The 19,247-nt window shown below is 72.7% G+C and carries 13 protein-coding genes; 9 read left to right on the top strand and 4 right to left on the bottom strand.

Translation table 11 applies throughout. The features are described 5' to 3' along the window. Entirely contained in the window at positions 1–1,302 is a 1,302-nt protein-coding gene (locus tag ACIGAN_RS04995) for an ABC transporter substrate-binding protein (RefSeq protein ID WP_365088274.1), read from the bottom strand. After that, positions 1,299–2,540: an aminotransferase class V-fold PLP-dependent enzyme gene (locus tag ACIGAN_RS04990; RefSeq protein ID WP_399854909.1), complete on the bottom strand. Its 1,242-nt coding sequence runs from the start codon at positions 2,538–2,540 to the stop codon at positions 1,299–1,301. The genes ACIGAN_RS04995 and ACIGAN_RS04990 overlap by 4 nt, the downstream gene beginning before the upstream one ends. A 236-nt stretch (positions 2,541–2,776) precedes the next feature. Here ACIGAN_RS04990 and ACIGAN_RS04985 point away from each other — a divergent pair, with 236 nt between their 5' ends. Continuing rightward, on the top strand, positions 2,777–3,478 hold the full coding sequence (locus ACIGAN_RS04985; RefSeq protein ID WP_365740120.1) for a FadR/GntR family transcriptional regulator: 702 nt from the start codon (positions 2,777–2,779) through the stop codon (positions 3,476–3,478). Between the two features lie 225 nt (positions 3,479–3,703). Beyond that, positions 3,704–4,792 carry an ABC transporter permease gene (locus ACIGAN_RS04980; RefSeq protein WP_399854908.1) on the top strand — a complete coding sequence of 363 codons (1,089 nt, stop codon included), beginning with the start codon at positions 3,704–3,706 and terminating at the stop codon, positions 4,790–4,792. 99 nt (positions 4,793–4,891) lie between these two features. Here the strand turns inward: ACIGAN_RS04980 and yicI are convergent, their stop codons facing one another. Next, a complete protein-coding gene (gene yicI / locus ACIGAN_RS04975; protein ID WP_399854906.1) occupies positions 4,892–7,162 on the bottom strand; it encodes an alpha-xylosidase in 2,271 nt (756 codons plus the stop codon). A 357-nt stretch (positions 7,163–7,519) separates the two neighbouring features. Between yicI and ACIGAN_RS04970 the strand changes: the two genes are divergently transcribed. Genes ACIGAN_RS04970 through ACIGAN_RS04955 form a run of 4 tightly spaced genes read left to right on the top strand, consistent with a single transcriptional unit; the run spans position 7,520 to position 11,905 of the window. Beyond that, positions 7,520–8,695 carry an ABC transporter substrate-binding protein gene (locus ACIGAN_RS04970; protein WP_399855342.1) on the top strand — a complete coding sequence of 392 codons (1,176 nt, stop codon included), beginning with the start codon at positions 7,520–7,522 and terminating at the stop codon, positions 8,693–8,695. Between the two features lie 11 nt (positions 8,696–8,706). After that, complete coding sequence (locus tag ACIGAN_RS04965; RefSeq protein ID WP_399854904.1) at positions 8,707–9,660, top strand: carbohydrate ABC transporter permease; 954 nt, start codon at positions 8,707–8,709, stop codon at positions 9,658–9,660. A gap of 5 nt (positions 9,661–9,665) precedes the next feature. Continuing rightward, positions 9,666–10,493: a carbohydrate ABC transporter permease gene (locus ACIGAN_RS04960; protein ID WP_399854903.1), complete on the top strand. Its 828-nt coding sequence runs from the start codon at positions 9,666–9,668 to the stop codon at positions 10,491–10,493. Between the two features lie 32 nt (positions 10,494–10,525). Next, positions 10,526–11,905, top strand: a complete 1,380-nt coding sequence (locus tag ACIGAN_RS04955) for a GH1 family beta-glucosidase (RefSeq protein WP_399854901.1) — start codon at positions 10,526–10,528, stop codon at positions 11,903–11,905. 60 nt (positions 11,906–11,965) lie between these two features. Here ACIGAN_RS04955 and ACIGAN_RS04950 read toward each other — a convergent pair whose 3' ends face one another. Then, the gene (locus tag ACIGAN_RS04950) at positions 11,966–13,489 is read right to left on the bottom strand and encodes an alpha/beta hydrolase (RefSeq protein ID WP_365740126.1); all 1,524 of its coding nucleotides are present in this window, start codon (positions 13,487–13,489) and stop codon (positions 11,966–11,968) included. Between the two features lie 126 nt (positions 13,490–13,615). Between ACIGAN_RS04950 and ACIGAN_RS04945 the strand changes: the two genes are divergently transcribed. The 3 genes from ACIGAN_RS04945 (at position 13,616) to ACIGAN_RS04935 (ending at position 19,215) form a co-directional block, all read left to right on the top strand. Beyond that, positions 13,616–14,560: a MerR family transcriptional regulator gene (locus ACIGAN_RS04945; protein WP_399855340.1), complete on the top strand. Its 945-nt coding sequence runs from the start codon at positions 13,616–13,618 to the stop codon at positions 14,558–14,560. Between the two features lie 198 nt (positions 14,561–14,758). Then, positions 14,759–18,913: a SpoIIE family protein phosphatase gene (locus ACIGAN_RS04940; RefSeq protein WP_399854899.1), complete on the top strand. Its 4,155-nt coding sequence runs from the start codon at positions 14,759–14,761 to the stop codon at positions 18,911–18,913. Continuing rightward, positions 18,910–19,215: an STAS domain-containing protein gene (locus ACIGAN_RS04935; protein WP_365088263.1), complete on the top strand. Its 306-nt coding sequence runs from the start codon at positions 18,910–18,912 to the stop codon at positions 19,213–19,215. Before ACIGAN_RS04940 ends, ACIGAN_RS04935 begins: the two co-directional genes overlap by 4 nt. Positions 19,216–19,247: the final 32 nt, after the last annotated feature.

Below are 19,247 nucleotides of genomic sequence, written 5' to 3'. Positions count from 1 at the left end.
CTACTGCTCCTGCTGCCACTTCTCGGACCAGTACGCGTCCCAGCCCGCGAGCAGCTTCTTCGGCGTCGTCTTGCCGAGGATCAGCTTCTGCACGTCGGTGTCCGCCCTCTGCTGCCACTCGGCCCACCAGCTCACGCCGCGCGGCTGGGTGACGACCAGGTACTTGTCCGGCTGCTCGGTCATGGTGACGTAGCTCGACCAGGGACCGGTCTGGTAGAAGGGGTCGCTGACCGCGGACTTGAGGATGGGCACCAGGCTGTTCTTCTTCGTGAACGACGTCGACGCCTCGCCCTGGGAGAGGAACTGGACCAGCTTCACGGCCTCGGGCTTGTGTCCGCTGCCCTGGGCGACGCCCCACCCGGCGGTGGCCAGCGGCTGCACGGTCTTGCCGCCGGGTCCGGCCACCAGCGGAGCGGTGGACCACTGCTCCTTCGACACCGACTTCGACTCCGAGACGGTGGCGATCACTTCGGGGTCCTGGAGCAGGAACGCCGTGGAGCCGTTGGAGAAGGCCTCCACCATCTCCGGGTAGCCCCAGGAGACGGACGACTTCGGGGACGCCTGCCTGAAGAGCTTCAGGTAGGTCTCGATCGCGTCCTCGGCCTCGGGGGCGGAGAAGATCGTACGGCCGTTCTTCAGCTTGAAGCCGTTGGCCGGGTCGACCTGGTCGGCGAGGTAGGCCTCGATGGCGGCGGTGGCGTTGCTGTGGGAGTTGGCGCCGCCGCGGAAGGCGTAGCCGTAACGGCGTGCGGCCGGGTCGTGGACGGCGGACGCCTGCTCCAGCAGTTCCTGCCAGGTCGCCGGCGGCTTGTCGAAGCCCGCCTTCTCGATGAGGTCGGTGCGGTAGAAGAGGCTCAGGCCGTAGAAGCCGTACGGGACGAAGTAGGTGCGGCCCTTCGCGTCCTTGGCGGCGTCGACGGCGTTCTCCGTCATCGCCTGCCAGCCCTTCCAGCCGTCCAGGTCCTTCCTCATGTCGTACAGCCAGCCGTTGTTGGACCAGGGCCCGACGGTGATGTCCCGCACCTCCAGGACGTCCACGCCGCTGCCGGACTGGAGCATCTGCTGGAGCTTCTGGTCGGCCTGCTCGGTGGGCGGGGAGACCAGGTTGACCTTGATCTTGGGGTTCTGCTGTTCGAAGTCGGCTATGAGGTCCTTGAGCAGGTCGGTACGGGTCGGGTTCGTCAGGCTCTCGACCATGTTGAGGGTGACCGTTCCGCTCGCCTCGGGGCTCATGGTGGAACAGCCGGTGAGGAGCGTCGCGGCGGCGGTGCCGAGCGCGAGAACTGCCGTCCTTCTTCTCATTGTGCTGACCTCTTTCCTGAGTTCGCGCGTGCCCATGTGCTGAGGACCGGGACGCAGTCCTCGGCGAAGTACTCGTAGTCGGCGGCGGTGTTGTAGACATGGGCGGACAAGCGCATGTAGCCGGTGCCGCCGAAGCTGGTGAAGGCCGCCTCCACGCCCAGTTCGCGGGCCACGCGGTCCCGCAGGGCGTCGGCCTCGATCCGGTCGGCGGCCAGTCCGTCCGGCAGGCGCACCAGGCGCATGCCGGGCACGGGCATCCCGACGTCGACCGAGGGGTTCACCCCGGTCGCCTCGGCGAGCGCGGTGCCGATGACACGGGCGCCGTAGCCGACCAGGTCGTCCATGTAGCGGCGGGCGGCCGGCCAGCCCCAGGTGCGCTCGACGAAGGCGAGGGACGTCGGCGCGGTCAGATGGGCGGTGGCGTCGACGGTGCCCTGCTGGTCGAAGCGGTCGGGGAAGGGGTCGGCCGCGGCCCAGGAGTCGATCAGGGGGTACAGGCGCTCGCGCAGCGGACCCCGGGCGACCAGCGCCGCGGTGCCGCGCGGGGCGCATCCCCACTTGTGCAGGTTCCCGGTCCAGAAGTCGTACGTGGCGCCGGCGAGGGGAGCTTCGAGCAGCCCGGGCGCGTGTGCGCCGTCGACGAGGACGGGGACGCCCCGCCGCCGGGCCTCCGCGCCGATGCGCTCCACGGGGAGCCGGCGCGCTGTCGCCGAGGTGATCTGGTCGACGACGACGAGCCCGGTGGCGTCGCCGAGCTCGGCGACGACCGCTTCGTAGGCCTGGTCCTCGTCCGCGTCCAGGGGCACCCGGGCGGTACGGACCCGGCCGCCCCACCGGCGGGCCAGCCGCTCGGCCCCCATCGTCACGGCGCCGTAGCCGTGGTCGGTGACGAGGATCTCGCCGCCGGGCGGGAGGGTGAGGGCGGCGTAGACGACACTCGCGCCGGCGCTGGCGTTCGGCACGAGGGCGAGATCGCCGGCGTCGACCCGCAGGAAGTCGGCGAGCTCCACGCGGGTGGCGGCCAGGCGCTGGGGCAGCGCTGGGAACCACACGACGGGCGAGCGCTCCATCTCCGCGCGCAGCAGTTCCTGTCGCTCCTGGGCCACCAGCGGAACGGCCCCGAAGGAGCCGTGGTTCAGGTGCTTGAGGGCAGGGTCCAGCGACCAGGCCCGGTCGGCCGGCCTGCCGTCCGCCAGCAGCAGGGGGCACGGTGCGGTGGTCACCTCGGTCTCGCTCACATGACTCCACATCTGGGCAGGGCGGGTCTGCGGAGGATCAGACTCCGCCAGACACATCTGATGACTGGGCATCCTGCCCACGTTCTGGAGCGGAAACAAGGGTCGTACAGTGAAAGTCATCAGATGACTTTCCGTCGATACGTACCCGACACGATCGACGACTCGGCGGGCCTCGCTACAGTGCTCCCAGGGACGCGCCCCGGTCGCGGCCCGGCAGAGCGGGAAGAAGGGGACGGATGTCCGCAGTCGAGAAGGCCTTCCACGGCCTGCGGCACATGATCGGGACGGGGCGCCTCGGCCCGGGCGAGCGCATCCCGCCCGAGGGCGACCTGTGCGAGGAACTGGGCGTCTCGCGGGGGTCGCTGCGCGAGGCGGTACGGATGCTCGCGGCCCTGGGCGTCATCGAACCGCGGCACGGCTCGGGCACGTACGTCTCCCAGCTGAGGCCCCAGGACGTGATCGGCAGCCTCTCCCTGACCCTCGAACTGCTGCCGCTGTCAGGCCTGTTGGAGGTCTACGAGATCCGCCGCGTACTGGAGGCGCACGTCGCGGCCCAGGCGGCGGCCCGCTGCACGCCCGAGACGGTGGACACGCTCTTCTCCCTCATCGACGACATGGAGGCCACGAGCGACCCCACCAAGGCGTCGGAACTGGACCACCGCTTCCACGCGGAGATCGCCCGCGTGGGCGGCAACCCGACCCTCGCCACGCTCTTGGAGGTCTTCCGCTCCCGGTCCCGCAAGTACCAGGTCTTCACCCTGCCCGAAGGACCCGAACTGCGCAGGAAGAGCGACGACGACCACCGCGTCCTGGCCACCGCCATCGCCGACCACGACCCGGTCGCGGCGGCCGGTGCGGCGCAGGCCCATGTCGCCCAGACGGAACGGTGGCTGCGGGCGTTCATGCCACCGGTGGAGGAGACGAACGGGGCGGACTGAGCGTCTCTCGCAGCGCGCGTCCGCCACGCGGCTTCAAGGAACGCAAGACTCCCGCGGGACTCCCGCAGGACACCCGTCCTGCCTCGGCCGCGAACCGTCCGTTCCGGTCCGCGCCGGAGGGTGCCGCGCGGGTGTCTTCACCCGACCGGGCCGGGTGTTGGTGACCCGGTCGCCGGGTCCGTCGCGTGAAGATGGAGCCCGGCTCACCAGCAAGGACGGGCGAACGTGCACGACCATCCCGAGACGGCCGGTGACGGCCAGGACGCACCCCCGGCAGCAGGGGGCCGCTGGGGCCGCTTCCGCGGCACGCCGTGGTGGCCGGCGACCGTGCTGGTGTTCATCCTCGCCGCGGCGGCCGGACTGTTCGCCTGGTCGTACACGTACACCATGGCCGATCCGACGCCGCACCAGCTCCCGACGGCCGTCGTCGGGTCGTACGACGAGAAGCAGGGACGGGCGTTCCTGGCGGGGCTGGGCGCGGCGCTCAACTCCTCGATGAGCACCCGGGCCTACGACTCGCGGGCGGCGGCCCTGGAGGCCGTCGAGGAGCAGCGGGTCTTCGCGGTGTTCGAACTGCGCGACGACGGGCGGCGCGTGCTGCTGGACGTGTCGGCGGCCTCCGGTGCCTCGGTCGCGGAGCTGCTGGCGCAGGCCGCGCCCGCGGTGGGGCGGTCGGCCGGGGTGGCGGTGACCGTCCGGGACGTCAATCCGCTGCAGAAGGGCGATCCGCGCGGTCTGGCCCTCTTCTACATCTCCCTCGCCGCGGTGATCATCGGCTTCGTGGGCGCCATCCAGCTCAGCGTGCACGCGCGCTCGCTCACCCCACTGGAGCGCATCGCCTTCACCGCCGCCTACGCGCTGCTCGGCGGCTTCGCCATCGCGGCCGCCGTGGACTGGCTGCTAGGTGCGCTCGATCTGCCGTTCGTGGAGTCGTGGCTGATCCTGGCGCTCACGATGTTCGCCGCCGGCATGACCTTCACCATGTTCAACACCCTGGTGGGCCGCTGGGCGATGCTGCCGACCTGGGGCGTGATGGTCCTGCTGGGCAACCCCTCCTCGGGCGGGGCGGTCTCCTGGCCGCTGCTGCCGTCGGCGCTGGGCGTCATCGGACGGTGGCTGCCGCCCGGCGCGTCGGTCAACGCCCAGCACACGGCGGTGTACTTCCCCCGGCACCAGCACGCCTTCCCGTTCCTGGTGCTGGCCGGCTGGGCCCTGGTGTCCTGCGCGGTGTTCTGGATCTGGCGGCACCGCCACCCGGGCGGGAGGGAACGGCAGCCGGCCGACGAGCCGGCACCCGACGGCGGCGGGGCGTGATCGATCCGTGGCGGTGGGGCGTGAAGCCGGTCCACGCCCCACGTGGCGGGGCCTGAGACGCGTGCGCCCCCGACCGGCACCGTCACCCGGCCGGCACCGTCATCCGGCCGGCACCGTCACCTCGCCGACGCCCTCCGCGCGCGCCCCGCCGGCCACCTGGACGGTGAACGGCCGGTCCGTCCCCGCGGCCGTCACCCGCAGGGTGTCGCCCTCACGGTGTACCCGGAAGGTCGCGGCCGGGTCGCCCGCCAGGTCGGGCACGATGACCTCCGCGGTGTACGCGGCCGAGGCCGGCGGATGGACGAGCAGGGTCGGACGGTCCAGCCAGTCCGCGTCGGGCCGCTGGTCGTCCGCGGCCAGCGGCAGGACGGCGCCCTCCCGGACGTACAGCGGCAGACTGTCGTAGCCGTGCCGTTCGGTGCGCCAGGCCGGGCCGCTGACGCGCTCCCCGGTGAGGAGGTGGGTCCATGTGCCCGCGGGGAGATAGACCTCCACCTCGCCGTCCTCGGTGAGGACCGGTGCGACCAGCAGGTCGGGGCCGAGCATGTACTGGCGGTCCAGCGGACGGCAGGCCGGGTCGCCGGGGAACTCCAGGACCATCGGCCGCATCATCGGCACGCCGGTGCGGTGGGCCTCGGCGGCGACGCCGTAGAGGTAGGGCATCAGCCGGTGCTTGAGCAGGGTGAACCGGCGGGCGACGTCGACGGCCTCCTCGCCGAACTCCCAGGGCACGCGGTAGGACGACGAGCCGTGCAGGCGGCTGTGCGAGGAGAGCAGGCCGAAGGCGAGCCAGCGCTTGAAGACGGACGGCTCGGGGGTGCCCTCGAAACCGCCGATGTCGTGGCTCCAGAAGCCGAAGCCGCTCAGCGACAGGGACAGACCGCCGCGCAGCGACTCGGCCATGGCCTCGAAGGAGGACCAGCAGTCGCCGCCCCAGTGGACCGGGAACTGCTGGCCGCCGGCGGTCGCCGACCGGGCGAACACCACGGCCTCGCCCTGGCCGCGCTCCTTCTCCAGGAGTTCGAAGACGGTCCGGTTGTACAGGTGGCTGTAGTAGTTGTGCATCCGCTCGGGGTCGGAACCGTCGTGCCACACCACGTCGGTGGGGATCCGCTCGCCGAAGTCGGTCTTGAAGCAGTCCACGCCCTGGTCGAGCAGTGGCTTGAGCTTCGACTGGAACCAGGCGCGGGCCTCGGGGCTGGTGAAGTCGACCAGCGCCATGCCGGCCTGCCACAGGTCCCACTGCCAGATGTCGCCGTTCGGGCGGCGCACCAGGTGCCCCCGTTCCGCGGCCTCCTCGAACAGCGGGGACTTCTGGCCGATGTAGGGGTTGATCCAGACGCTGACCCTGAGGCCCTTGTCCTTCAGCCGGGCGAGCATGCCCTCCGGGTCGGGGAACACGTCCGGGTCCCACGCGAAGTCGCACCACTGGTACTCGCGCATCCAGAAGCAGTCGAAGTGGAAGACGGACAGCGGGATGCCGCGCTCGGCCATGCCGTCCACGAACGAGGTCACGGTCGCCTCGTCGTAGTCGGTGGTGAACGAGGTGCTCAGCCACAGGCCGAACGACCAGGCGGGCGGCAGGGCGGGGCGGCCGGTGAGGGCCGTGTAGCGGGCCAGGACGTCCTTGGGGGTGGGCCCGGCGACGACGAAGTACTCCAGCGTCTGGTCCTCGACGCTGAACTGCACCTGCCCCACCGACTCGGAGCCGATCTCGAAGGAGACCTTGCCGGGATGGTTGACGAAGACGCCGTAGCCGCGTGAGGTCAGGTAGAAGGGGATGTTCTTGTACGCCTGCTCGCTGCTGGTGCCGCCGTCGGCCTGCCAGACGTCCACGACCTGGCCGTTCTTGACGAACGGAGTGAAGCGCTCGCCCAGGCCGTAGATCTGCTCGCCGACGCCGAGCGAGAGCCGGGAGAGCATGTGGTGGGCGCCGTCGCCGGTGGTGGCGAAGGCGGTGCTCTTGGCGTTCGCCCGGGTCAGCTCGCGCCCGCCGGCGTCGTGGAAGGTGAGGGTCCAGGGGCCGGACCGGTCCAGGCGCACGGTGAGCGGGCCGCTGGTCAGCTCCGTGACCGGGCCCTGCTGGCGCACCTCGCCGGTGCCGCCGTCGGGGCCCGTGAGGGCGAAGTCGGGGCCGGGTCGCCGCTTGCCGGCGTGGTGGGTGACCCGGACGCCGATCACGCCCTCGGCGGGGGAGAAGCACTCGGTCGTGATCAGCGGCGCGTTGAGGGTGTCGCCCCGGTGGGCCACCCGCTTGACGGAGGCATGAGTGGTGAAGCGCTTCGATAGAACGCGCACGTCACGCACCTCAGTGGCGTAGGAGAGCTGCACACCGTCGCGGACGAGCCAGAAGCCGTCGGTGAACTTCATGATCTTCCTTGGGTGGGGGCGAGGGCGGTCGGATGGGGAGGGCGGACGTCTCGGATGCTTTTTGATCGTACACAAAACACCTGCGTCCGCCAGGGGTCGTGCCATCGATTTTCCTGCTCTGAACAGCGGTTATGGCGGGCCGGGATGACGTCTTCGGATGGTGGGCGGCGGAGTCGCGAGACGTCGGGGGCTAGCGCGGGGACCGGATCGTGGCGTATTAGTCATCCCGTCAAACAAAACCGACCGGCGAAGGAGCCGGCAGTGCACCAGCAAGAGCCGCAGGGTGTTGAAGCGCTTCAACAACGACGTCACGGACGGCGCCGCCACGCCGTCACCTCGCTCGCCGCCGTCACCGTCCTGGTCGCCGGGACGGCGCTGACGGGCTGCGGACAGCAACGCGACGCCGGCGTGTACACGGTGATGAACTCCTCGACCGACGAGTCGTACCACCGGTGGGACGCGGAGGCGATGGACCGCTGCGGCAAGCGGCTGGGCGTCACCATCGAGCAGCAGAGCGTCCCCGCGGCGCAGGTGATGACCAAGGCGCTGCGCATGGCGTCCTCGAAGTCGCTCCCGGACATCGTCCAGTTCGACGCGTCCGAGATGCCGACCTTCGCCGAGGCCGGCGGCCTCGTCGACCTCAGGACCCTCGGCCTGAGCACCGAGAACATCCCCGAGGGCATCGTCGACTTCGGCTCCTACCGGGGCACCTACTACGGTGCCGCGCGGTCCGTGAACACCCTCGCGCTCTTCTACGACAAGGACGTCCTCGACCGGGCGGGCGTGCAGGTGCCCACCACCTGGGCGGAGCTGCGCCGGGCGGCGAAGAAGCTCACCCAGGGCAAGCGCTACGGCCTCGCCCTCAGCGCGGGCGGTGCCGAGGACGGCGTCTTCCAGTTCACGCCCTTCATGTGGTCCAACGGCGGCGACGAGACCAAGCTCGACGGCCCCCGGGTCGTCGAGGCGCTGGACTACTGGAAGGACCTGCTGGCGGACGGCTCCCTGTCGAAGTCGACCGTCAACTGGACGCAGGCGGACGTCAACGACCAGTTCATGGCCGGCAACGCGGCGATGATGATCAACGGCCCGTGGCAGGTCGAGACGCTCAACACCAAGAAGTCGCTGCACTGGGGTATCGCACGGATCCCGGTGCCCCGGCCGGGCGCGGACTCGGTCGGCCCGCTCGGCGGAGCGGTGCTCACCGTCCCCAACACGGGCGACCGGACGCGGGAGAGGACGGCCGGCCGGATCGTCGCCTGCCTGGCCGGGGAGAAGGAGCAGCTCACCTACGCGCTCAACAGCTGGATGGTGCCCGCCGACTCCGAGGCCGCCGCCGTGTGGCGCGAGCGGGTGCCGGAACTGGACGCGCTGGCCGGCCAGGTGGCCGCCGCCCGGTCACGGACCGCGAAGCTCGGCGCCGGCTGGTCGAGCGTGTCGCTCGCCCTGCAGAGCGCCTTCCAGTCCGCCCTGACCGGGCAGTCCAGCAGGGCCGCCCTCACGCGCGCCCAGCAGCGGGCGACGAGCGGGAACTGAGGTACGCGCACATGACCACGTCCACCGTCACCGCCCCGGCCGCCGGCGAGACCCCCAAGCCGGCCACCGCACCCGACCCCGCCCGGCTGCGGCGCAGGCGCCGGCTCGCCCAGTGGGGGTTCGTCGCCCCCGCGGTCGTCTTCATGCTGCTGTTCTTCGGCTACCCGCTCGTCCGCAACGTCGTGATGAGCTTCCAGGAGTACACACCGAAGACGTTCTTCACCGGCGAAGCGCCGTTCAACGGCACCGACAACTGGGCCGACGTCTTCCAGGACGCCCTGTTCGGCAAGGCGCTGTGGCACACGCTGGTGTTCACCGCCGGGTCGCTGCTCGGCCAGTTCTGCATCGGCCTGGCCCTCGCGGTGTTCTTCAGCCGCCGCTTCCCCCTCAACGGGGTGCTGCGGTCGCTGATCCTGCTGCCCTGGCTGGTGCCCATGGTGGTGTCGGGCATGGTGTGGCGCCGCATCCTCGACCAGGACACGGGCGTGCTGAACTCGTTCCTGGACACGCTGGGCCTGGGCGGTCACACGCCCTGGCTGACCGACCCGCAGACGGCCCTGCTGTCGGTGATCCTGGTCAACATCTGGATCGGCATCCCGTTCAACATGGTCATCCTCTACGGCGGCCTCCAGGAGATCCCGAAGGAGCTGTACGAGGCGGCCTCCCTGGACGGGGCGTCCGCCTGGCGGGCGTTCCGCTCCGTCACCCTGCCGATGCTCAGGCCGGTCATCACGGTCGTGCTGGTGCTGGGCTTCATGTCGACGGTGAAGATCCTCGACCTGATCCTCGCCCTCACCGACGGCGGCCCGGCCGACGCCACCCAGACCCTGGGCACGCTCACCTACCAGAACTCCTTCGTCCAACTGGACTTCGGGGCGGGCGCGGTCGTCGGCAACGTACTCATCCTGATCTCCGCGGTGTTCGCGGTGTTCTACCTGCGGGCCAACCGCACCGAGGGGAAGTGACGTCCATGGCCTCCCACACGCCCACCGCCGCACGGCGCCGCTGGGGCTCCACCGTCGCCGGTGCGCTGATCCTGTGCGTCATGCTCTTCCCGCTGTACTGGATGCTCAACACCGCGCTCCAGCCCGAGTCGGGCCTGCTGGAGGTCGACCCGGTGCCCGGCGGCCTCGATCTGTCCGGCTTCTCCAAGGCCCTCGGCGACCAGGGCGGCAACCTGCTGACCTCACTGACGGTGTCGCTCGGGGCGGTCGCGATCTGCCTGGCGATCGCGGCGCCGGCGGCGTACGGGCTGGCGCGCTTCGGGCTGCGCGGCTCGCGGACCATCGTGTTCGGCACGCTGATCACCCAGATGGTGCCGGGCATCGTCATCGCCAACGCGCTGTACAACTCCTACGTCGACCTGGGCCTGGTCAACTCCTACTTCGGCCTGATGCTGGCCGACGCCTCGCTCGGCATTCCGTTCTCCATCGTGCTGATGCGCTCCTTCATGGTGTCCATCCCCGGCGAGGTGATCGAGGCGGCGCAGATGGACGGGGCCGGACCGCTGCGCACCTTCCTCACGGTGGTGCTGCCGATGAGCCGCAACGCGCTGATCACCTCCGGGCTGTTCGCGTTCCTGTTCTCCTGGAGCGACTTCATGTTCGCGCTCACCCTGAACACCACCGACGACGTCAAACCCGTCACGCTGGGCATCTACCAGTACATCGGCGCGCACGTCGGGGACTGGGGCTCGGTGATGGCCGCGTCCGTGCTGTCCGCGGTGCCGGCGGCCGTCCTGCTCGTCCTCGCCCAGAAGTACATCGCCGCCGGCATCACCGGCGGCTCCGTCAAGTGACCCGCACCGGACAGAAGATGGGCCTTTCCCGCATGACCGACTTCCCCTCCTTCCCGCCCGGGTTCGTCTTCGGCGCAGCGACGGCCTCGTACCAGATCGAGGGCGCGGTGCACGAGGACGGCCGCGGCCCGTCGATCTGGGACACCTACAGCCACACCCCGGGACGGACGGCGGGCGGCGACACCGGTGACGTGGCCTGCGACCACTACCACCGCTACCCGGAGGACGTGGCACTGCTGCGGGACCTGGGCGTGGACTCGTACCGCTTCTCGATCGCGTGGCCGCGCGTCCTGCCGGGCGGCGGCGGCCCGGTGAACCAAAAAGGGCTCGACTTCTATGCGCGGCTCGTCGACGAGCTGCTCGCGGCGGGCATCGAGCCGGCCGTCACCCTCTACCACTGGGACCTGCCCCAGGCGCTGGAGGACCGCGGCGGCTGGCGCGTGCGGGAGACGGCCGAACGGTTCGCCGCGTACACGGCCGTCGTCGCCGAGCACCTCGGGGACCGGGTGCCGCGCTGGATCACCCTGAACGAACCGTGGTGCAGCGCCTTCCTCGGCTACTCCGTCGGCCGGCACGCACCCGGCGCCCGCGAGGGGCGGGGCGCGCTGGCCGCCGCCCACCACCTGCTGGTCGGTCACGGCCTCGCCGTCCAGGCCCTGCGCGCGGCCGGGGCGCGCGAGGTCGGCATCACGCTCAACCTGGACCGCAACCTGCCCGCCACCGCATCCGGCGCGGACCGCGCGGCCGTCGTCCGCGCGGACACCCGGCACAACCTGGTGTGGACCGAGCCGATCCTCGCCGGCCGCTACCCGGCGACGGAGGAGGAGACCTGGGGCGAGCTGATCACCGGCCAGGACTTCCGGCGGGACGGCGACCTGGAACTGATCTCCCGGCCGCTGGACTTCCTCGGCGTCAACTACTACCGGCCGATCGTGGTAGCCGACGCCCCGTACCGCGAGACCGATCCCGCGCGCCGGGTGGCCACGGACAACCGCTACGAGGAGGTGCCGCTGCCCGGCGTGCGGCACACCGCGATGGGGTGGCCGGTGGTGCCCGAGTCCCTCACGGACCTGCTGGTACGGCTCAAGGAGCAGTACGGCGACGCCCTGCCGCCCCTCCACATCACCGAGAACGGCTCGGCGGAGGAGGACGCGGTCGCCGCCGACGGGTCGGTGCACGACACCGACCGGGTGGCCTACCTGCGCGACCACCTCACCGCGCTGCGGGCGGCGATGGACGCGGGCGTGGACGTGCGCGGCTACTACGTGTGGTCGCTGCTGGACAACTTCGAGTGGGCCTTCGGCTACGGCAAGCGGTTCGGCATCGTCCGGGTCGACTACGCCACGCAGCGGCGCACCCCGAAGGACAGCTACCACTGGTACCGGGAGCTGATCGCCGCCCACCGGGGCTGACGGGCACGGCTCCGCCGGCCGCACCGCCCGAGCGGTGACCCGCGACGGCAGGCGGCCGCCTCACCCGGTCAGGTGGGCGACCACCGAGCGCATCGCCCGCCGCATGGCGGGGCGCGTCTCCTCCGGCGCGTCGAGGGTCTCGAACCCGTGGTGCCCGCGGGGCACGTCGACCAGCTCCAGCCGGGCCGCGCCCGCGCCGGCCGCGGCCACGAACGCCTCGACGGTCGCGGCGATCTCGGGCGACTCCAGCCCGGCGCGGAGGAGGACCACGGGCAGGCCACCCGCCCCGGCGACCGCGCGGGCCGGGTGGAAGCGGCTCCCGGCCATCCCCCAGACCGGCAGGGGCGCCAGGACGGGGTAGGCGGCGGCCAGGCAGCGCAGCCAGGCCGGCGGCCGCGCCAGCCAGTCGGTGGCGAGCAGTCCGCCGCCGGAGAAGAACCACAGGGCGATCCGGTCCGCGTCCACCCGGGGATCGGCCCGGACGAGTTCCACCCCGGCGGCCACGTCCTCGGCGGCGCGCTCGTAGTCCGTGATGTCGTGCAGGCGGTGCTCGACGGTGGCACCGACGAGGCCCTCGGCGGCGGCCAGACGGGCGTAGCCCACCAGGGTCGGCCACTCCCGCGGACCCGGCCGGGCCCCGGCGGGCACCGGTCCACCGTGCACGAACACCACGGCCGGTCGCGGGCCCTCCCCGTCCGGGACGTACAGATCGACATGGTCCCGGCGGTCGCGCGGCAGCTCGGGCACGTCCCAGGGGAACGGGCGCAGGTGGGCGGGCAGCGGCGCGTCGTCGCCGGGCGCCCGCAGGCGGTGCCCCGCACCGGACGCGGCCCGCAGCAGCACCTCCGCGAGGCCGGCGGGACAGGACAGCATCGGCCAGTGCCCGGTGGGGAGCTCGAAGAAGGTGACCTGGGGCCGGGTCAGGGCGGCGAGCGCGGGATCGCCGAAGTCGACGAGCCGCTGCACCGCGTCGATGCCCGCCCCGTTCCGGGTGCACAGCACGCCGCTGACCGGCACCGCGGCGACCGGCCCGGCCAGCCGCAACGGCTGGAGCAGGGTGCCCAGCGGCTGCGGCGCCGCGAGGGCGGTCAGGCGCTCCAGCGCCGCCTCGCCGAGGCCGGCCGTGCTGCCCCAGCGCTCCCACTCGCCGCGGGCCGGTGGCGCCAGGACGCCCGCGCGCTCGCCCGCCGCGGCACGCTCGGCCAGCTGCGCGCGCAGCGCCTGGTCCGGCACGGCGGCCAGCGCCGGGACACCGTTTCGCGGCATCCCGCAGTCCAGGTACACCACGCGGGCCACGCGACCGGCCCGCCGGTCGGCGGCACCGAGCACCGGGTGGATGCCGTAGTCGTGGCCGACCAGCACGATCTCCCGCCCGGACGCCGGGTCCACCGCGTCGATCGCCGCGATCACGTCCTCGATGTGCGTCTCCAGACCGACGCGCTCCGCCGGCGCGGGCCGGGCCGCGTCGACCCCCGTCAGCGGCACCGCGTGCGCCTCACCGCCCGCGGCGACCAGCCGCCGGGCCGTCTCCTCCCACACCTGGGCGCCGGTGAACACACCCGCCACCAGGATGAACACATGCACGACAAACCCCTCCCCGGACATGTCACAGGACGCCGCGCCGGTCGCGTACGCCCTCGATCCGCGGCCCGGACCGACCGCCCGGACCACGTGCCGGTACCGTAGGAACTCCCCCTGAGGGAGGTTCAACTGTCCGCGCCGCACGAGCCGTTGTGGAGCATCGGGGAGCTCGCCGAGCGAGCCGGTGCCACCGTGAAGACCGTCCGCTTCTACTCGGACCGGGGCCTGCTCCCCGAAGCCGCCCGCAGCAGCGGCGGACACCGCCGCTACGGCCCCCCTGCGCTGGAGCGTCTGCGGCTGATCCGCTCCCTGCGCGGCCTCGGCCTGCCCCTGCCCGCCGTACGCCGCGTCCTGGAGGACGAGGACGCGGCCGGCCCGGTCCTGGAGACCGCGGTCGACAGCCGGCTGCGCGAGCTGGGCGACGAGCTGAGGACCCTGCGCTGGCGGGCAGCGGCACTCGAACTGGTACGGGACTGCCCACCGGACCGGCGCGCCGGCCGGCTGAGGCTGCTCGGCGCGCTGAGCACCCCGCCGAGCACCGCGCCCCTGGCCAGGTTCTGGCGCGCCTGGCTGCCGGCCCGGATGCCGGCGCGCGCGACCGCCGCCTTCCTGGAGGTCGCCGTCCCCCAGCCGCCCGACGCACCGCGCCCGGACCAGGTGCTCGCCTTCGCCCGGCTGCACGCGATGACGACGGCTCCCTGCCCGGACGGCCGCCGCCCCCAGCCGGACGTGCACCGCGTGGCGGGGGCGCGCGGCGCGGCCCTGCTCTACGCGGGCCTCGCCGAGGCCTTCGCCCTCGCGGCCGCACCGGTGCGCCGGGCGCAGGGCCCGCGTCCGGGCGAGGCCCTGGATGCCTACGTCGCGGCGTACGCGAGCGCCTACGGCAGCCGCGACACCCGCGGCTTCCGCCGTCTGCTGGCCGACCGGCTCGCGGCCGAGGCGCGTCTGGACCGGTACTGGGAACTCGCCGCCGTCGTCCTGAGCGAGCCGGGCGGCCCCGCGCAGCCGACCCCGGGCTCGGCGGACGACTGGCTGCGCGCGGCCCTGCGCCAGGACAACGCCGCAGCGGCATGAGCCGCCTCCCACCAGCACGGTCCGGACGGCGGCGACCGGCCCGGCGGCCCGGGGGCGCGCGGCCCGGGCGTGTCGCTCGCATCACCGCCGCGGACAGGGTTAGGTGCGCGACAAGGGGTTACACGCGTGCGTGTTCGTGTGGGAACGGCCTGGGGGGCGGTCGTACGAGGGGGCGGGGAGCGCGTGGAGGAAACAGACGTGACTGAGCCGGGACCGCGGCTCGCGACGGCCGGCGGTGACGTGTTCGCCGCCGACCGCGAGGTGGGCGGCGATCTCGCCCTGGTGGACTGGGCGGCCACGCCGCTCGGGCCGCCGGCGCAGTGGCCGCAGAGCCTGCAGACGGCCGTCAGCATCCTGCTGTCCTCCCGTTTCCCCATGTGGATGGCCTGGGGCGAGCAGCTCACGTTCTTCTGCAACGCCGCCTACCGGCGCGACACCCTCGGCCGGAAGTACCCCTGGGCGCTGGGACGGCCCGCCAACGAGGTCTGGGCCGAGATCTGGGACGACATCGGCCCGCGCATCGAGACCGTGCTCCGCACCGGCGAGGCCACGTGGGACGAGGGCCTGCTGCTCTTCCTGGAGCGCTCCGGCTACAGCGAGGAGACGTACCACACCTTCTCCTACAGCCCGCTGCGCGACGACTCCGGAGCCGTGGTGGGCATGCTGTGCGTCGTCAGCGAGGACACCGACCGGGTGATCGGGGAGCGGCGCATGGCCACGCTGCGCGACCTGGGCTCCGACCCGAGCGTGATCCGCACCGAGCAGGAGGTGCTGTCCTTCACCGGCCGGCAACTGGAGCGCAACCGCAAGGACCTGCCCTTCACCCTGACCTACCTCTTCGACGAGGGCACCGCCCGGCTGTCCGCCGCCACCGGCCTGCCCGCGGGCCACCCCGCCGCGCCCGCCGTCCTCCCGGTCGACGACCCGGACGGGGTGTGGCCGGTCGCGGCCCCCGCCCGGGGCGAGACGGTCCTGGTGCCGCTGGAGGGCGGTGCCTTCGCCGACCTGCCCGCCGGGGACTGGCCGAGACCGCCCCGGCAGGCCCTCGTCGTCCCGCTCGTGCAGCAGGGCAGCGCCCCCTACGGCTTCTGCGTGGCGGCGCTGAACCGCTACCGCGTGCTCGACGAGGGGTACCGGGGGTTCATCGAGCTGACCGCCGGATACATCGCCTCCGGCATCGGCAGCGCCCGCAGCTACCAGGCCCAGCAGCGGCGGGCCGAGGAACTCGCGGAGCTGGACCGGGCCAAGACGACCTTCTTCTCCAACATCAGCCACGAGTTCCGGACCCCGCTGACGCTGATCATGGGTCCCGTCGAGGAGCTGCGCGGCCGGTTCTCCGACGCCGACGAGGCCGTTCGCCAGGACCTGGACGTCGTGCACCGCAACGGGCTGCGGCTGGGCAAGCTGGTCAACACGCTGCTGGACTTCTCCCGCATCGAGGCCGGCCGCATGCAGGCCCGCCACGAGCCGGTCGACCTGGCCGTGGTGACCGCGGAGCTCGCCAGCGTCTTCCGCTCGGCCGTGGAACGGGCCGGGCTCGCCTTCGACGTGGACTGCCCGCCCCTGGACGAGCCCGTGTACGTCGACCGCGGCATGTGGGAGAAGGTGGTGCTCAACCTGCTGAGCAACGCCCTGAAGTTCACCTTCGACGGCGCGGTGTCCGTGCGCGTGCGCCGCACGGACACCCATGCCGTCGTGACCGTCTCCGACACCGGTGTCGGCGTGCCGGAGGCGGAGATGCCCCGGCTGTTCGAGCGCTTCCACCGCATCGAGAACGCCCGCTCCCGCTCGAACGAGGGCAGCGGCATCGGCCTGGCCCTGGTGCGCGAGCTGGTCGGCCTGCACGGCGGTTCGATCACCGCGGAGAGCCGGCTGGGCGAGGGCACCGCCTTCACCATCCGGATTCCCTTCGGGACCGCCCATCTGCCGCCGGACTCCGTGGCGTCCGAGGCCGGCGGCTCCGCCGTCTCCGCGACCGCCGACCCCTACGTCCAGGAGGCACTGCGCTGGCTGCCGGGGCCCGGTGGCTCCGCGTCCGGCGGCGGCCGGGTGCCGGAGGCGGTGGGCCCGGCCGTCGTGCCGGGTTCCCCCGCCGGCGGCCGCGTGCTGGTGGCCGACGACAACGCCGACATGCGCGAGTACCTCTCGCGCACGCTCGCCGGAGCGGGATACGAGGTGACCGCCGTCGCCGACGGCGTCGAGGCCCTGCAGGCCGTCCGCCGCGACGTTCCCGACCTTGTCGTCAGCGACGTCATGATGCCCCGGCTGGACGGGCTGGGGCTGGTGTCGAGACTGCGCGCGGACACGCGCACCGCCGCGGTGCCCGTGGTGCTGCTGTCGGCGCGGGCCGGGCAGGAGGCCTCCATCGAGGGCCTCCAGGCGGGTGCGGACGACTACCTGGTCAAGCCCTTCGCCGCCGCCGAACTGCTCGCCCGGGTCCGGGCCAACGTGGAGCTGGCCCGGCTGCGCGGCCATCACCTGCGGTGGCGCACCGCGCTGATCGACTCGCTGCAGGAGGCGTTCTTCGTCTGCGACGAGGCAGGAGCCGTCGTGGAGATCAACACCGCCTTCACCCGCATCCTCGGCTACGGCCCCGAGCATCTGCCCTACGAGCCGGTCCACCCCTGGTGGCCGGACGCCGCCGCCGATCCCGAGGCCCACCGCCGGGTCGGCGCGGCCTTCACCGATCTGCTGGAGCGCGACCAGGGCTCGACCACGGTCCCCGTCACCCACCGGGACGGCCAGCGCCGGTGGGTCGCCGTCACCTGGAACAAGGCCCAGGACCCGGACACCGGGCGCCGGGTCACCGTCGGGACGTTCCGCGACGTCACCGCCGAGCACTACGCCGTCCAGCGCACGACGGCACTGGCGGCGCTGAACACCGTGCTGTCCCAGGCCGCCAGTCTCCCCGAGGCGCTCACCAGCGCTCTGGCGGAACTGAAAGCCCTGTGGCGGGCGCGGTGCGTGCTGGCCGTCGTCTTCCGCCCCGGCGACGTGCCGGCCCTCACCGCCACGGAACCCGGAGCCGACTGGGACCGGCTCGCCCCCGCGTCACGGGACTTCCTCAGCGGACTGCGCGACCGGCCGCCGCTCACCCCGGTCACCGACGGCACCGGCGCGGGCGTGCTGCTGGAACACCCCGACGGACCGCTGGCCGTCTGGATCGACCTGGGCGAACACCGGCCCTTCACCGCCGAGGACCAGGTCCTGCTGTCGCTGCTGGCGGGACGCCTCGCACAGGGGCTGGTACGGGCGCACCAGATCGACCAGCAACGCGAGACCGCCATCGCGCTGCAGCGCGCCATCCTGGGCCCGGCACGGCTCCCGGACGGCTTCGCCGTGCGGTACGAGCCCGCCACCCGCCCGCTGGAAGTGGGCGGCGACTGGTACGACACCGTCGCCCTGCCGGACGGCCGTATCGGCATCGTCGTCGGCGACTGCGTCGGACGGGGCCTGGAGGCGGCCAGCGTCATGGGCCAACTGCGCAGCGCCTGCCGGGCGTTGCTGCTGCAGGAGCCCAGTCCGGCCCGGGCGCTGATGGCACTCGACCAGTTCGCCGCGAGCGTCCCCGGCGCGCTGTGCACGACCGTCTTCTGCGGTGTCTTCGATCCCGGCACGGGGGAGTTGACCTACTCCACCGCCGGGCACCCGCCGGGGATCCTCGCGCACGCCGACGGCTCGGTCCGGCTCTTGGAGGAGGGGCGCTCCCTGCCGCTGGCCGTCCGCCCGGGCAACCGGCGTCCCGAAGCGCACTGCACCCTGCCCGCACGCTCCACGCTGCTGCTGTACACCGACGGGCTCGTGGAACGCCGCCGCCGCTCGCTCGGCGCCGGCATCGAGGAAGCGGGCAGGGCCGTCCGGAAAGGCCGCGACCTGCCGGTCGACGACCTCGCCACCGAGGTGATGACCCGGCTCGCGCCCGACGGCGGCTACGACGACGACGTGGCGCTGCTCCTCTACCGCCACCCGGCGCCGTTCGACGTCACCTTCCCGGCCGAGGCCGCGCAACTGGCCCCGGTCCGCAACGCGCTGCGCGCCTGGCTCGCCCGGTGCGACCTGGACCGGTTCGAGGTGCAGAACGTGCTCGTCGCGGCGGGCGAGGCGTGCGCCAACGCGATCGAGCACGGGCACCGGCACGCACCGGGCGAGGCCGTGCGCCTGAGCGTCCAGGCCTTCGCCGACCGTCTGCGCCTGACGGTTGCCGACTCCGGCCGGTGGAAGACCCCGCAGCCCGAGCCCCATGCCAACCGCGGCCGGGGCGTGGCCCTCATGCGGGCCATGATGGAGCAGGTGACCATCACCCCCGGCCCCCACGGCACCACTGTCGACATGCAGATGAGGATCGCCCGATGACCACTCCGCTCACCCTCACCACCGGTAGGCGTGCGGACGGCACCCCGCGCCTCTCGGTCAGCGGCGAGATCGACATGAGCAACGCCCCGGCCCTGGCCGAGGCCCTCGACGACGGGTCCGGCCCCCTCGTGGTGGACCTGACCGCGGTGGAGTACCTGGACAGCGCCGGCCTGAGCGTGCTCTTCGCCCACGCCGACCGGCTGGAGCTGATCGTCCCGCCCCTGCTGGAGCCGGTCCTCGCCGTCTCCGGTATCGCCGACCTGGCCACCGTGCACCACCTGGGCGGCGACGGTGCGCAGTAGTCCCCGGCCGGCGCCACCCGACGCACCCGACG

This window comes from Streptomyces sp. NPDC085931 (assembly GCF_044540565.1).
Classification (GTDB): Bacteria; Actinomycetota; Actinomycetes; order Streptomycetales; family Streptomycetaceae; genus Streptomyces.
The sequence above is the reverse complement of the archived record's forward strand: the minus strand, read 5'-3'. Positions and strand labels throughout refer to the sequence as shown.

Bases quoted from the DNA above. Each gene is read 5' to 3' on its own strand.
- ACIGAN_RS04955 (WP_399854901.1), top strand. From the start codon at position 10,526: ATGACCGACTTCCCCTCCTTCCCGCCCGGGTTCGTCTTCGGCGCAGCG.
- ACIGAN_RS04995 (WP_365088274.1), bottom strand. From the start codon at position 1,302: ATGAGAAGAAGGACGGCAGTTCTCGCGCTCGGCACCGCCGCCGCGACG.
- ACIGAN_RS04965 (WP_399854904.1), top strand. From the start codon at position 8,707: ATGACCACGTCCACCGTCACCGCCCCGGCCGCCGGCGAGACCCCCAAG.
- ACIGAN_RS04935 (WP_365088263.1), top strand. From the start codon at position 18,910: ATGACCACTCCGCTCACCCTCACCACCGGTAGGCGTGCGGACGGCACC.
- ACIGAN_RS04985 (WP_365740120.1), top strand. From the start codon at position 2,777: ATGTCCGCAGTCGAGAAGGCCTTCCACGGCCTGCGGCACATGATCGGG.
- yicI (WP_399854906.1), bottom strand. From the start codon at position 7,162: ATGAAGTTCACCGACGGCTTCTGGCTCGTCCGCGACGGTGTGCAGCTC.
- ACIGAN_RS04960 (WP_399854903.1), top strand. From the start codon at position 9,666: ATGGCCTCCCACACGCCCACCGCCGCACGGCGCCGCTGGGGCTCCACC.